General features: G+C 58.9%; 13 protein-coding genes and 1 tRNA gene. 6 read left to right on the forward strand and 8 right to left on the reverse strand.

Annotated features, from left to right (window positions below):
• The first annotated feature begins 21 nt into the window (after nt 1-21).
• A complete protein-coding gene (locus KYK83_RS05605; protein WP_222827524.1) occupies nt 22-600 on the forward strand; it encodes a CHAP domain-containing protein in 579 nt (192 codons plus the stop codon).
• A 1-nt stretch (nt 601) separates the two neighbouring features.
• Here the strand turns inward: KYK83_RS05605 and KYK83_RS05610 are convergent, their stop codons facing one another.
• From KYK83_RS05610 to KYK83_RS05620, 3 genes are read right to left on the reverse strand one after another with little or no spacing between them, the layout of a single operon-like run.
• Complete coding sequence (locus tag KYK83_RS05610) at nt 602-886, reverse strand: DUF3297 family protein (RefSeq protein ID WP_103022494.1); 285 nt, start codon at nt 884-886, stop codon at nt 602-604.
• A 39-nt stretch (nt 887-925) separates the two neighbouring features.
• A complete protein-coding gene (locus KYK83_RS05615) occupies nt 926-1,105 on the reverse strand; it encodes a hypothetical protein (RefSeq protein ID WP_222827525.1) in 180 nt (59 codons plus the stop codon).
• A 23-nt stretch (nt 1,106-1,128) separates the two neighbouring features.
• Complete coding sequence (locus KYK83_RS05620; RefSeq protein ID WP_222827526.1) at nt 1,129-1,362, reverse strand: hypothetical protein; 234 nt, start codon at nt 1,360-1,362, stop codon at nt 1,129-1,131.
• 94 nt (nt 1,363-1,456) lie between these two features.
• On the opposite strand from KYK83_RS05620, the gene KYK83_RS05625 reads away from it, so the two are divergent.
• Nucleotides 1,457-1,541, forward strand: a tRNA-Leu gene (locus tag KYK83_RS05625).
• 60 nt (nt 1,542-1,601) lie between these two features.
• The gene (gene tig / locus KYK83_RS05630) at nt 1,602-3,167 is read left to right on the forward strand and encodes a trigger factor (RefSeq protein WP_222827527.1); all 1,566 of its coding nucleotides are present in this window, start codon (nt 1,602-1,604) and stop codon (nt 3,165-3,167) included.
• Between the two features lie 74 nt (nt 3,168-3,241).
• Here the strand turns inward: tig and KYK83_RS05635 are convergent, their stop codons facing one another.
• Together KYK83_RS05635 and KYK83_RS05640 are read right to left on the reverse strand one after the other, a co-directional pair.
• Nucleotides 3,242-4,732, reverse strand: a complete 1,491-nt coding sequence (locus KYK83_RS05635; protein ID WP_222827528.1) for an amidase — start codon at nt 4,730-4,732, stop codon at nt 3,242-3,244.
• A gap of 42 nt (nt 4,733-4,774) precedes the next feature.
• Nucleotides 4,775-6,871 (reverse strand): TonB-dependent receptor plug domain-containing protein, encoded by a 2,097-nt coding sequence (locus tag KYK83_RS05640; RefSeq protein WP_248284286.1) that lies wholly within the window; start codon nt 6,869-6,871, stop codon nt 4,775-4,777.
• 233 nt (nt 6,872-7,104) lie between these two features.
• Here KYK83_RS05640 and KYK83_RS05645 point away from each other — a divergent pair, with 233 nt between their 5' ends.
• On the forward strand, nt 7,105-7,812 hold the full coding sequence (locus KYK83_RS05645; RefSeq protein WP_222827529.1) for an ATP-dependent Clp protease proteolytic subunit: 708 nt from the start codon (nt 7,105-7,107) through the stop codon (nt 7,810-7,812).
• Nucleotides 7,813-8,002: 190 nt separating this feature from the next.
• Nucleotides 8,003-9,274: an ATP-dependent Clp protease ATP-binding subunit ClpX gene (clpX, locus tag KYK83_RS05650; protein ID WP_103022500.1), complete on the forward strand. Its 1,272-nt coding sequence runs from the start codon at nt 8,003-8,005 to the stop codon at nt 9,272-9,274.
• A 71-nt stretch (nt 9,275-9,345) separates the two neighbouring features.
• On the opposite strand, the gene KYK83_RS05655 is transcribed toward clpX, so the two are convergent.
• The 3 genes from KYK83_RS05655 to KYK83_RS05665 all read right to left on the reverse strand — a co-directional run bounded on the left by KYK83_RS05655 (nt 9,346) and on the right by KYK83_RS05665 (nt 11,529).
• Nucleotides 9,346-10,257, reverse strand: a complete 912-nt coding sequence (locus tag KYK83_RS05655) for a cation diffusion facilitator family transporter (protein WP_222827530.1) — start codon at nt 10,255-10,257, stop codon at nt 9,346-9,348.
• A gap of 183 nt (nt 10,258-10,440) precedes the next feature.
• The gene (gene mtgA / locus KYK83_RS05660; RefSeq protein ID WP_222827531.1) at nt 10,441-11,103 is read right to left on the reverse strand and encodes a monofunctional biosynthetic peptidoglycan transglycosylase; all 663 of its coding nucleotides are present in this window, start codon (nt 11,101-11,103) and stop codon (nt 10,441-10,443) included.
• 45 nt (nt 11,104-11,148) lie between these two features.
• Nucleotides 11,149-11,529: a winged helix-turn-helix transcriptional regulator gene (locus KYK83_RS05665; protein WP_222827532.1), complete on the reverse strand. Its 381-nt coding sequence runs from the start codon at nt 11,527-11,529 to the stop codon at nt 11,149-11,151.
• A 99-nt stretch (nt 11,530-11,628) separates the two neighbouring features.
• Here KYK83_RS05665 and KYK83_RS05670 point away from each other — a divergent pair, with 99 nt between their 5' ends.
• Nucleotides 11,629-12,372, forward strand: coding sequence for an SDR family oxidoreductase (locus KYK83_RS05670; RefSeq protein ID WP_222827533.1), 744 nt, complete (start codon nt 11,629-11,631; stop codon nt 12,370-12,372).
• Nucleotides 12,373-12,435: the final 63 nt, after the last annotated feature.

A 12,435-nucleotide genomic window follows, 5' to 3' on the forward strand; every position in this document is an offset into this window, starting at 1 on the left:
TCTCTTTTTAGCGTGGAACGTATGAAGACAGCACTCGCCATGCTGATACTTGCAGCGTCCGTTCCGGCGGCAGCCGATAGTGGCCAAGCCCTTGATCGTCCCGGAAACGAAGAACTCGCACCATATATTCAGTGTGCGCCTTATGCGCGGCAGGTTTCCGGTATTCAGTTATTCGGGGAAGCGCGCACATGGTGGGAGCAGGCCCAGGGCCGCTATGCGACCGGTTCGCGGCCCAAACCGGGCGCGGTCATGGCCTTTCACCCACATAGGGGAATGCAATCCGGTCACGTAGCCACTGTCAGTCGAGTGCTCGATTCGCGGCGAGTGTTGTTAGACCATGCCAATTGGTCGCCGGTTGATGGACGCCGCGGACAGGTCGAGCGACACGTGCTTGCTATCGATGCATCGCCGTCGAACGATTGGAGCGAAGTGCAGGTCTGGTATGCCCCCTTGGGCAAGGTGGGCACCACCCGCTGGCCCATCGACGGTTTCATTTACGCGGACGGATCACCTCAGATAGCGGCGCAAACAGCCGTTGCTCCGCAGCGCGCAAAGGCATCGAAGCGCTTCGCACGTGCATTTGCGGATCTTGCGGAATAGCTCAGTCAGCTTTGGCAATGGGCGGATTGTCGCCAAGGTCCTCAAACCAGGCTTCGACTGGCCCGTTAAGCTTGAGCGTTAGCGGGTTGCCGCGGCGATCCACGGTTTTGCCTGCCTGCACACGCACCCAGCCTTCCGAAATCGAATACTCTTCGATGTCTGTACGCTGCTTCCCCTTGAAACGGATGCCGACCCCGCGCTGAAGCACCTCCATCTGGAAATGCTCGCTCTTCGGGTTGACCGAGAGGTGATCGGGCGGCGTCTGACTTTTTGTTTCTTCGCTCATGCCGCGCGCCGATAATGCGGTGGATGGGCGCGGGCAAGTTCAATCGGGCGGTGGGGGAGTTTCCATGGGCCCGCGATCGGGCTCGTCATAATCCGGCTGGGGCGGTTCGAACCCTGGCGGCTCCTGCATCGGCGCTTCGTCCGGCAGGCTGTCGGGCGGCATTTCATCGGGTGACCCGGGATTGATGGTGTCGGGATTGATATCTGGTTGAGTGGCCATGTTGTGAATTCCTCTTGGTTCGATCAGGATTTATCCAGCGCTGCTTCGCCGGCACCTTGTTCGCCGCCGTCCTGAGCGGCGCTCAATGATTGTTCGACCTTCTCGTCGTCCTCATCCGAAGGACGGTTCTGGCCTTTCTTAACGCCCTTTGCCGTCGCCTTCGGATCGATGACGGGCGGGGTGTCGGCCGGAGTGGCTGGTTCATCATAATCACGCATGGCAAAAGAACGGTTCGCACCGCGAAGCTGTTCCTTCACCTGTCGCCGCGCTTGCGCATTTGATCGCATCCTACTAGAGGCACGCGCCTACACGCGGAGGACTAGCGCCTTTCGCGCAGCTTCGTTCGGGTTTGCGGGCGTGGCGGAACTGGTAGACGCGCTGGTTTTAGGTACCAGTATCGCAAGATGTGGGGGTTCGAGTCCCTTCGCCCGCACCAGTTTCGCCCGGCGTAAGGCCCAATCGCATATATCGCTTTTGGAAAGTCACGAGTTCATCCATGCAGATCAAAGAGACCACCAACGAGGGCCTCAAGCGCGCCTACACCGTCACCATTCCGGCCAAGGAAATTGACGAGCGCGTCAACAGCGAAGTCAAGAAGATCGCACCGCAGGTGAAGATGCCGGGCTTCCGCCCTGGCAAGGTTCCTGCCAACCTCGTCCGCAAGATGCATGGCGAACAGCTGCATGCGCAGACCCTGAACGACATGATCCGCGAATCGGTCGACAAGGTGATGGCCGACAACAAGCTGCGCCCTGCAATGCAGCCCAGCGTCGAGCTCGATGAGGGATATGAGGAAGGCAAGGACGCAGCACTGTCCGTCGAACTCGAAATCCTGCCGGAAATCGATGCACCGGAAGTAGACGGTCTGGCACTTGAACGGCTGACCGTTCCTGTGACCGACGAGCAGGTCGACGAAGCTGTTGAGCGCATTGCGTCGAACAACAAGAGCTACAAGGATGCCGCCAAGACCAAGAAGGCTGCCGATGGTGATCAGCTGATCATCGATTTCGTGGGCCGGGTCGATGGAACCGAATTCGAGGGCGGCAAAGCGGAAAACACTCCGCTTACGATCGGTTCGGGCCAGTTCATCCCAGGGTTCGAAGAACAGCTTACCGGCGTGAAGACGGGCGACAAGAAGACGATCACCGTCACATTCCCCGAAGATTATCCCGCTGAAAACCTCAAGGGGAAGGAAGCGGAGTTCGACGTCACTGTTCAGCAGGTCAAGGTCCCGACCGACACCAAGATCGACGACGAGTTCGCGAAGAACCTCGGCCTCGAAGGCCTCGACAAGCTGAAGGAACTCCTGCGCGGACAGCTTGAACAGGAAACGTCGGGCCTTACCCGTACGCAGATGAAGCGTCAGCTTCTCGACACGCTCGCCGCCGGACACGATTTCGCAGTGCCGCAGGGTATGGTCGATGCCGAATTCGAACAGATCTGGGCCCAGCTCCAGCAGGAAGCAGCGCGTTCGGACGATGCCGAAACCATGCTCAAGGAAATGGAAGACGAAAAGGACGATTATCGCAAGATCGCCGAACGTCGCGTTCGCCTTGGACTGCTGCTGTCGGAAATCGGACAGAAGAACGGTGTCGAAGTGAATGCCAATGAGATGAACATGCTCATCCAGCAGGCTGCACAGCAATATCGCGCCGAAGACCGTGAGCGGTTCATTCAGTACGTGCAGCAGGAACCGATGGCCGCTGCCCAGCTGCGCGCACCGCTGTACGAAGACAAGGTTGTCGATTTCCTCTTCGACAAGGCCGAAATTACCGACCGCGAAGTAACGCGCGAGGAACTCGAAGCTGCAATCGAGGCGGAAGAGACGACCGAGGAGAAGCCGAAGAAGAAGGCCGCGGCCAAGAAAAAGCCTGCTGCCAAGAAAGCTCCGGCGAAGAAGACCGACGATAAGGACATTGACGAAAAGCCGGCTGCGAAAAAGGCTCCCGCCAAAAAGACGGCTGCGAAGAAGCCTGCTGCGGAGAAGGCCGACGACAAGCCGGCCGCTAAAAAGCCCGCCGCCAAGAAGGCTCCGGCCAAGAAAGCCGCACCGAAAAAGTAACGCTCGCTGGACGAGTAGCGAAAAGGGGCGGCGAACTCAGGTTCGCCGCCCCTTTTTCGATTTCGGCAGACGCATCAGTCGCCAGGTGACCATGGTTGGAGCGACGGCTCTGGGATCGTCGCAGTACGAGCGCTTTCGTATGCTGCCCCTGCTTTCAGCACTAGGTGGTCCGACCATTTCGGTCCCATAAAGCTTATCCCCACAGGCAGGCGCTCCACCGAGCCCATTGGCACGGTCAGGTGAGGGTAACCAGCGATGGCAGCGAGCGAGCCCGCGCCAATGCTGCCGTCGAAGTTATCGCCGTTCACAAGGTCGCTTGTCCATGCCGGCCCACGGGTAGGGACCACCAATAGAGCGACCTGGTTTTCTTCTAGCAGGCGATCGATGCCGCGATCTGCGGCGAGATGCAGCGCGTTGTCGCGCGCTGCGCGGTAAGCCTGCTCGTCGGTACGCTCGACTGCCATTTCAAACAGGCCCTGGTCGAACCAGCGCATTTCTTCAGCCGCGTTCGCTTTGTTGAAGGCGATAAGATCAGCCAGGCTGCGCGGCATATCCTTTCCCGGAAGTGTGGCGAGATAGGCATTCATGTCGGTGCGCAATTCGTAAAGCAGCGTAGCGAACTCGTCGCGACCCATCTCGTCGTTCGGCTCGAATGCGATTTCGACCAAATCGGCTCCTGCACGGCGCAGATCGTCAAGCGCGGTCTCGAAAATCGCGCGCACATCTTCGCGATCGCCAACCTGGTTGACGAGCACGCCTATACGTACGCCCTCAAGAGATGCATCCGCCAAGCCCGTAGTGAAATCCGTGATATGAGCATCGGCGTCGGCCGTGGCGGGATCGGCAGGATCGCTGCCGGCTATCGCGTTGAGCAACAAGGCCGCATCGGCCACGCTTCGCGCCATGGGGCCCGCGGTATCCTGCGAATGGCTGATCGGGACGACATGCGTTCGGCTTATCAAGCCGACCGTGGGCTTGAACCCGACGACACCATTGATGCTGGCGGGACACGTGATCGATCCGTCGGTTTCGGTGCCGATGGCCGCCCAGGCGAGGTGCGCTGCGACAGCTGCACCACTGCCGGCGGATGACCCACAGCTATTGCGGTCGGTGGCGTGCGGATTGCGGGTCAACCCGCCGACCGCGCTCCACCCGCTGGTCGAATTGTTCGAGCGGATATTGGCCCATTCGGAAAGGTTGGCCTTACCCAGCACCACGCCGCCTGCCGCGCGAAGATTGGCGATCAGCGGAGCGTCCCTCCCGGTGTTATTGCCGGCCAGTGCGAGGCTACCTGCCGTGGTAGGCAATTCGCGGGTTTCGATATTGTCCTTCACCAGGACGGTCCGGCCCGCCAGTGGCAGTCCGGCCGCTTCCGCCACTCTCGCTTCGTCCGGCGCATTGCGATTGACCGCAATGACTGCATTCAGTTCGGGCCCTGCATCGTCGATCGCGGCTATCCGGTCGAGATAGGTGCGCGCGTCGTTCTGCGCTTCCTGTGCCGAAAGCGTCGTTGCGGGGGTTGCCCCCAAGGCGATGGCCGCGAAGGCGAGGCTGGGCTTGTTCATCGACGCAGCGTGCCAGCTTCAGGCCGCATTACAAGTCCCCGTTCAGAAATCTCCGCTGATCGTCAGGCGAAAGATCGGTCCGATGCGGCGGTCCGCAAACTCGTGGAACGACACCTCGCCATCCGGGCGCGGACCGTCGTATACCGTTCTTCGAAAGTAATTACGTGCGCCCAGCAATGTGTTGACGGCCTGTGCCCTGACAGTGAGACCGAAGATATCCTTGTGTTCGATGAAGAAGGCATCGAAGAACGGTCCTTCCCATTCACGCCCCTCCTCGTAGCGCCGGGCGTAGGGCGCATTGTCGAAATGCTCCACGGTTGCGCCCCAGGCCCAATCGGTCGAGGGAATATCGTGGCGAAAGTCGATTTGCAGGGCGCCCTCCTGATCGTAGGAAAAGCCGCGCGTGATACCGGTGAAGGGATCATCGACATACATGTAACGCTTGACCGCGACGATGTCGAAACGTGCGCCCTTCCATCCAATCGGGTCCATTTTCAATGTGGCGTTGGCTTCCAGATGAAGGCGCCGTGCATCGCCGATATTTCCGCGGGCTTCTCCGCCGTCAGGTAGCGGGAAGAAATCGATGAAATCCTCGAACCATGCCTGTCTGGCTTCCAGCTTCAGCGACCCCCAGGGCCCGAACGTCTTGTTCGCTTCCAGCTCGACGTTCCAGCTCTGATAGGGCACCAGTTCATTGTTGCCGCCATTTTCGTTATCGTTGTTGAGCGAGACGCTGGCGAGAAAATCGCCGAACGACAACTGGCTGACGCGCCGGGCCACAGTCAGCGAGACATCGAAGTCGCTCGTGGGTTTCCACGTCGCCGCCAACGATCCCTTGGGGCGCTTGAAGCTTCGCGAATTGGGCATCGCACCGGTTTGCTCGATCTTCGAAAATTCCATCGTCCCGATGGCCTGGACCGATAAGGTGGGCGATACGGCACGCGAAAAGCTCAGACTCGTTTCATAGCGATCTTCGCGCACCCCGCCCGTTCCTCCCGGAAAAGGCAGCGAGACAAATTCCCCGTCGGGTGCAAGATCGAACAGGGCCGAACTGCGATCCAGCCGGTTGAACGCAGCTTCCCCGGACAATTGCCAGTCGGCCTGCCACAGTTTCCAGCTATACTCCGCTCTCCCGATGCGTTCGCCGTAGCCGTTGGTTTGGTCAAAACGAACTCCGGTGGCGGCGCTGCCGTCGTCGAAGCGATCGATCAGCGTCTGGGTGAAATTGTCCCGTTCGTAATTTTCCAGGCCGATCAGCTTCAGCGTTCCGGGGCCAAGCGGAAACTCAATATCGCCCCCAATTTCGTATTGCGGGCCGTCTTCATGGGTGCGCACCTGGCGTGTGCGGATAGGACCAACGACGGGAATGCCGATTTCCGGCTCCCTGCGATAATAGAAATCTTCTGCATAATTCAGGTTGAGGTTGGCCTGTACGCCGCCGAAATCATAGGCGAGGGTGGTAGCGAGCTTGGGTTCGTCCGATTTGCCGGAGAAGACCGAATATTGCGTTTCGATCAGTTCTCCAGCGCCATCGGTGATCGTTATGGGGCCGTCGGCTCCGAAGCGATTGTTGGGATTGGACAGCGCGACGGTGTAATTCAGCTTGCCGGTCTTCCCGGTGACCGAGATTTCGCCGCCGAAGAGTTCAGCTGCCGTGTTGTGAGGCCTGAAGCCGGTCGTCCAGCGGAACTGGCCGGAAGCGGCATCGCTTTCGTAAACGACATTGGCGACCACCCCGGTCAACCCGGGAATATCGAGCGTGTTGCCGTCGACCAGCTCGATACGCACGACGTCGCTTGCCGGGATGCGACGAAGCTGGTCCGCTACGCTGTCAGATTTGCTGGAGAGGCGCTCGCCGTTCACAACGACGTTCTGCGTTGCCTGGCCGAGACCTCGCTGGCCCTGATCATTGCCGCCCGATATTATGAAGCCCGGAATACGCGTAACCATGTCCAGGGCATTGCGCGGGGCGAACTGTGCGAAATATGCAGGATCGAAGGTCCGCGCGGAGCCGCCAGGAGCGTTCGCGACAGGCGTCGCATCCTCTGCCGTAGCCGCATCCTGGGCGAGGGCGGGCGATGCGATGCTGCCGGCGATGACGATGGTGGCAGTAGTAAGCAGCAGTCCGTGCAAACGCATGAAGATTGTCCAATCCCTCTAAAGTTGGACTTTGCGTTTACATCTGTAGGCGAAACGGCCTACGCCGGTTCGACAGACGTCGTTTAACTGCCGATCAACGAATTTCATCGACAACCCGACCGGACGAACGACTGTTGCCGAAAGTATCCCCCGCATTACCGAGCGATGCCTCTTGAACATCGCTCGTTCCATGGCGACATAGGCGGCCAACCGATCCGACGAGAGGACTTTTCATGATCGACCTGTTCGGCAGCGATGCGCCAGAGACCCGCTTTGGTGCCCAGGGCCAGTTCACCACCGATCCCATAACCGGCGCGCTCGTGCCGGTGGTCGTAGAACAGACCAGCCGCGGTGAGCGTAGCTTCGACATCTTCAGCCGCTTGCTGCGTGAACGCATTGTGTTCGTCACCGGTCAGGTGGAAGATGGCATGGCTTCGCTTATCACTGCGCAGCTGCTGTTTCTGGAAAGCGAAAATCCCAGCAAGCCGATCAGTATGTACATCAATTCGCCCGGTGGCGTGGTGACAGCCGGTATGGCGATCCACGATACGATGCAGTACATCAAGCCGCGCGTTTCGACCGTCTGCATGGGCCAGGCTGCAAGCATGGGTTCCTTCCTGCTCGCAGCGGGCGAGCCCGGAATGCGTATTGCTCTGCCCAACGCTCGCATCATGGTTCACCAACCATCCGGCGGTGCGCGCGGCATGGCCAGCGACATCGAAATCCAGGCGCGTGAAATCCTGCGGATCAAGAAGCGGATGAACGATCTGTATGTGAAATATACCGGTCAGAGCCTCGATGAGATCGAGAAGGCGATGGACCGCGACACATTCCTTGAAGCGGACGAAGCGATGAAATTCGGTATCGTCGACAAGGTTTTCGAGACGCGTCCCGAAGCCGATGGCAGTGAGGCCGAAGGCAGCGGTGGTGCGCCAGAGTAAGTAGAACGGCAGCTGCCCGCGCCGGAAAGTGTTCCTGCGCGGGACTGTTGCAAGAATGTCGTAGGATTTGAGCAACCTTGCCGCTTCAGCTTATGGCAAGGGCAGCTCGCTACCTAGGATATTGACCCAAACCACGTGTCCCCTAGAGTCGGAATTCTCCCAAGGGGCGCGCGGGGAAGACGTTTAGGATATGACCAAGTTGAGCGGAACCGACAGCAAATCGACCCTATATTGCAGTTTCTGTGGCAAGTCGCAGCACGAGGTGAGGAAGCTCATCGCGGGCCCCACCGTGTTCATCTGCGACGAATGTGTCGAGCTGTGCAATGACATCATTCGGGAAGAAACTAAGGCGGGTCTGACCGGCAAGAAGGAAGGCGACGTCCCGACGCCGGCCGAGATTTGCGCCACTCTTGCGGATTATGTCATCGGCCAGGAGCGTGCCAAGCGCGTTCTTTCCGTTGCGGTTCACAACCACTACAAACGGCTCAAGCACGGGGCGAAGGCCGGCGATGTCGAACTCGCCAAGTCGAACATCCTGCTTGTCGGGCCCACCGGCTCGGGCAAGACGCTGCTGGCTCAGACGCTCGCCCGCACCTTCGATGTTCCTTTCACCATGGCCGATGCGACCACGCTGACCGAAGCCGGTTATGTGGGCGAGGACGTTGAGAACATCATTCTCAAGCTGCTTCAGGCTTCCGACTACAATGTCGAGAAGGCGCAGCACGGCATCGTCTACATCGACGAGATCGACAAGATCACGCGCAAGGCGGAAAACCCGTCGATCACGCGCGATGTGAGCGGCGAAGGTGTGCAACAGGCTCTCCTCAAGCTCATGGAAGGCACCACTGCCAGCGTCCCGCCCCAGGGCGGCCGCAAGCATCCGCAACAGGAATTCCTCCAGGTCGATACGACCAATATCCTGTTTATCTGCGGCGGCGCCTTTGCCGGCCTCGACAAGATCATTGCCGATCGTTTGCAAAAGCGCTCCATCGGCTTTGGCGCGCATGTCGCCGATCCGGACAAGCGCCGCGTTGGCGAACTGCTGGAAAAGAGCGAACCGGAAGATCTTCTGAAATTCGGCCTCATTCCGGAATTCGTTGGCCGATTGCCGGTCATAGCCACGTTGCACGATCTCGATGTCGATGCACTCGTGACAATCCTGCAGGAACCGAAGAACGCGATCGCCAAACAGTACCATAAGCTGTTCGAGCTCGAAGACGTTGAGCTGACCTTCACCGACGAAGCGCTGCGGGCGATTGCCGAGCGCGCGATCAAGCGCAAGACCGGTGCACGTGGTCTGCGTTCGATCGTCGAAGCGATCCTGCTCGACACGATGTTCGACCTGCCCGACATGGACGGGGTGACGGAAATCGTGATCGACAAGGATGTGGTCGAAGGTAAGAAAGAACCCATCCAGGTCCACGGCGGGAAGAAGGCCGAGGACAAGGAAGAAGCTGCCTGATGCGCGAGTTTCTTCGGTAACGGATTAAGAGATCAAGCCCGCCGTCACCGGCGGGCTTTTTCGTTCCGCGATCAGCAGCCTGCAGCGCATGCCGAAAAGGTGAGTTCTATCTGCAGTGTCGTGTGACCGATGCGATGATGGTGTTCAAGATCGTGAGCGACATCGCGCAGGAACTGGTCGCCGGGATGACCGGTGGGGATTATCAGGTGCGCAGTAAGCGCCGTTTCGGTGGTGCTCATCGGCCAGATGTGAAGGTCGTGGACCGCTTCGACGCCGGACAGGCTTTCGAGATATTCGCGAACGCCGCTTTCAGAAATCCCCTTGGGCACCGCGAGCATGCTCATTGCCACGCTGTCTTTCAAAAGGCCCCACGTCCCCCAAGCGATGACCAAAACGATGGCGAAGCTGACAGCCGGGTCGATCCAGCTTTCCCCAGTCCACATGATTGCCAATCCGGCAATAACCACTCCGGCACTGACAAGCGCGTCTGCAGCCATGTGCAGGAAAGCGCCACGGATGTTGATATCGTGCTGCCCCCGCATGAACAGCGCGGCGGTCCCCGCGTTAATGACGATGCCGATCCCTGCGACGATGGCCATCGTTTCGCCCTGCACCGCGGGGGGCTCGGCCATACGATTAAGCGTTTCGAACAGGATCGCGCCGATGGCTATCAACAGGAGGCCGGCATTGAGCAGGGCTGCAAGAATCGTTGAGCTCTTAAAGCCATAGGTGAAGCGTACCGATGCCGGGCGCTTGGCAGCAACGCTCGCCCCCCAGGCCAAAAGCAGAGCAAGGATATCGGAAAGATTGTGGCCTGCATCCGCGATCAGCGCCATCGATCCGGACATCCAGCCATAGACCGCCTCGACAACCACGAACCCGGTATTGAGCAAGATGCCGATCAGAAACGCATTGCCGAAATCGGCTGGAGCATGGCTGTGCCCATGACCGCCATCATGACTGTGCTTGTGACTTATGCTCATGTCTTCGCTCGTTGCCCTGAGTCAGGTCCCTATGCGAAGCAGAGTACCGTACAGATCTGCCAAAACACAAGAAAAACGATGAAAAACAGCGGGATATGCAATATCATAGCGTGCATCGTTCACCTGCCGGATCGTCAGTGGTCGGCGCCTCGTTGCAGGATATGTAGCGCCAGGCGCTGCGGGTCAGATACAGCTATCTAGCCCATCGCGACGGACGGCGCCGATACGCGCCGCGATCGTATTGCCGTGCCGGGCCAGCCACCCGCGAGGATTCTTGACTGATCTTTCTTTGGGTAAAGGAAGAGCCGCCGCCATGCGCGCGGCTTCGATCGGGCTGAGGGATGCCGCCGACGTGCCGAAATAGCGCTGCACTCCGGCTTCCACGCCATACGTGCCAATGCCCGTTTCGGCGACATTGAGGTAGACTTCCATGATCCGCCGCTTGCCCCAGATCTTTTCGATCAGGAAAGTGAACCAGGCTTCAAAGCCTTTCCGGACGTAACCGCCGCCTTGCCACAGAAAAACGTTCTTGGCGGTCTGCTGGCTTATGGTCGAACCACCACGAATACGTCCGCCGCGGGCGTTGCTTTCGATCGCCTTCTCGATGGCTTCCCGGTCGAAGCCATCGTGTGTGCAGAATTTTCCATCCTCCGCGGCAATAACTGCACGAACCATGCTGCGATCGATGTTCGAAAGCGAAGTCCAGTCCTTGGTGATTCCATTGGCATCCATCACCATGGTCGCCGTCACCGGAACCGGCACGAACTTGAACAGCACCACGAGTGCGAGACTAAGGCCGATAAAGCCCACTACTGCCTTCAGCAAAAACATGATCAATCGTTGCATGACGGACGCCTCTACGGATGGAAGGAGCCGTTCGCAATCGGTGGGTCAGCGTCGGGCATCATAACTCGCTCGCGCTTCTTCGATCTTGTCGATATTCGCTTCTGCCCAATGCCATACGCCGCAAAATGCCTCGCCCAACTCGAAGCCGAGGTCGGACAAGGCATATTCGACGCGTGGCGGGACTTCCGGGAAGACAGTTCTCAGCACCAGACCTTCACGCTCCATACGGCGAAGGGTCTGGGTCAGCATCTTCTGGCTGATCCCAGGCACGTCGCGGGAGAGCTGACTGAACCGTTTCGGGGCGCGGTCTTCGAGTGCTTCGATCAGGAGGAACGTCCACTTGTCCGCCACCCGCGCGATGGTTTGGTTGACCAATTGGTCGATTTTTTCGTCGTCCGCATAACTGGTGACTGCAGGATTCGCCATTTCTAACCTTAGGGTAAGTACCGCACGAAAAAGTGCCTTCTTCCGAAATGAAAGCAAGCCACTAACTGGATTGCATGTCCAGCCAGAAGGAGACACGACATGCAAACGAGCGGAAACACGATCCTCATCACCGGTGGTGGAAGCGGCATCGGGCGCGAACTGGCGCATAAATGGCATGACCTTGGCAATACAGTCATCGTAGCAGGGCGGACACAGGCCTCGCTGGATGAAACTGCTGCGGGACATGACAATATCCACACGATGATCGTCGATGTCGGTGATGCCAAGGATCTTGCTCGCTTCGCCAAGAAAGTTGTTGAAGTACATCCGGCGATCAATGTGTTGGTGAACAACGCCGGGATCATGCGCTTCGAGGATATTACCGAGGAGCGTGAGCTAGGTGACGCGGAGGCAACGATAGCCACAAATCTGCTGGGACCCATCCGGCTGATCGACGGGCTTATCGAGCATCTGAAGGCACAGAAGAACGCGGCGATCATCAATGTGACTTCGGGACTTGCCTTCGTGCCGATGCCGCGCACGGCGACATATTCGGCAACAAAGGCCGCCATGCACAGCTATACGGTGTCGCTGCGCGCCAAGCTTGAGGGTAAGGTCGAGGTAATCGAGCTTGCGCCGCCTGCGGTTCAGACCGAACTGACGCCCGGCCAGTCCACGCGTGAAGGCTATATGCCGCTCGACGAGTTCACCGAAGAGACGATGCTCGGTTTCACCGCAGAAGAAACGCCTCAGGAGGTGCTGACCCAGAATGTCCTCTTCCTACGTAACGCCGAGGCTGAAGGGCGTTTCGACAAGGCGCTGGAAATGACCAGCAAGTTCTGATCGAAGCTGCCGCAATGAAGAAGGGGCGCATCCAGTTAAGGATGCGCCCCTTTTCTTCGTTCA

The sequence above is a fragment of the Qipengyuania pacifica genome (assembly GCF_019857205.1).
GTDB classification, from domain to species: domain Bacteria; phylum Pseudomonadota; class Alphaproteobacteria; order Sphingomonadales; family Sphingomonadaceae; genus Qipengyuania; species Qipengyuania pacifica.

What these genes read in the sequence shown, in the direction of transcription:
- KYK83_RS05605 (WP_222827524.1), top strand. Translation starts at nt 22, where the DNA reads ATGAAGACAGCACTCGCCATGCTGATACTTGCAGCGTCCGTTCCGGCG.
- KYK83_RS05610 (WP_103022494.1), bottom strand. Translation starts at nt 886, where the DNA reads ATGAGCGAAGAAACAAAAAGTCAGACGCCGCCCGATCACCTCTCGGTC.
- KYK83_RS05615 (WP_222827525.1), bottom strand. Translation starts at nt 1,105, where the DNA reads ATGGCCACTCAACCAGATATCAATCCCGACACCATCAATCCCGGGTCA.
- tig (WP_222827527.1), top strand. Translation starts at nt 1,602, where the DNA reads ATGCAGATCAAAGAGACCACCAACGAGGGCCTCAAGCGCGCCTACACC.
- KYK83_RS05635 (WP_222827528.1), bottom strand. Translation starts at nt 4,732, where the DNA reads ATGAACAAGCCCAGCCTCGCCTTCGCGGCCATCGCCTTGGGGGCAACC.
- KYK83_RS05640 (WP_248284286.1), bottom strand. Translation starts at nt 6,871, where the DNA reads ATGCGTTTGCACGGACTGCTGCTTACTACTGCCACCATCGTCATCGCC.
- KYK83_RS05645 (WP_222827529.1), top strand. Translation starts at nt 7,105, where the DNA reads ATGATCGACCTGTTCGGCAGCGATGCGCCAGAGACCCGCTTTGGTGCC.
- clpX (WP_103022500.1), top strand. Translation starts at nt 8,003, where the DNA reads ATGACCAAGTTGAGCGGAACCGACAGCAAATCGACCCTATATTGCAGT.
- KYK83_RS05655 (WP_222827530.1), bottom strand. Translation starts at nt 10,257, where the DNA reads ATGAGCATAAGTCACAAGCACAGTCATGATGGCGGTCATGGGCACAGC.
- mtgA (WP_222827531.1), bottom strand. Translation starts at nt 11,103, where the DNA reads ATGCAACGATTGATCATGTTTTTGCTGAAGGCAGTAGTGGGCTTTATC.
- KYK83_RS05665 (WP_222827532.1), bottom strand. Translation starts at nt 11,529, where the DNA reads ATGGCGAATCCTGCAGTCACCAGTTATGCGGACGACGAAAAAATCGAC.
- KYK83_RS05670 (WP_222827533.1), top strand. Translation starts at nt 11,629, where the DNA reads ATGCAAACGAGCGGAAACACGATCCTCATCACCGGTGGTGGAAGCGGC.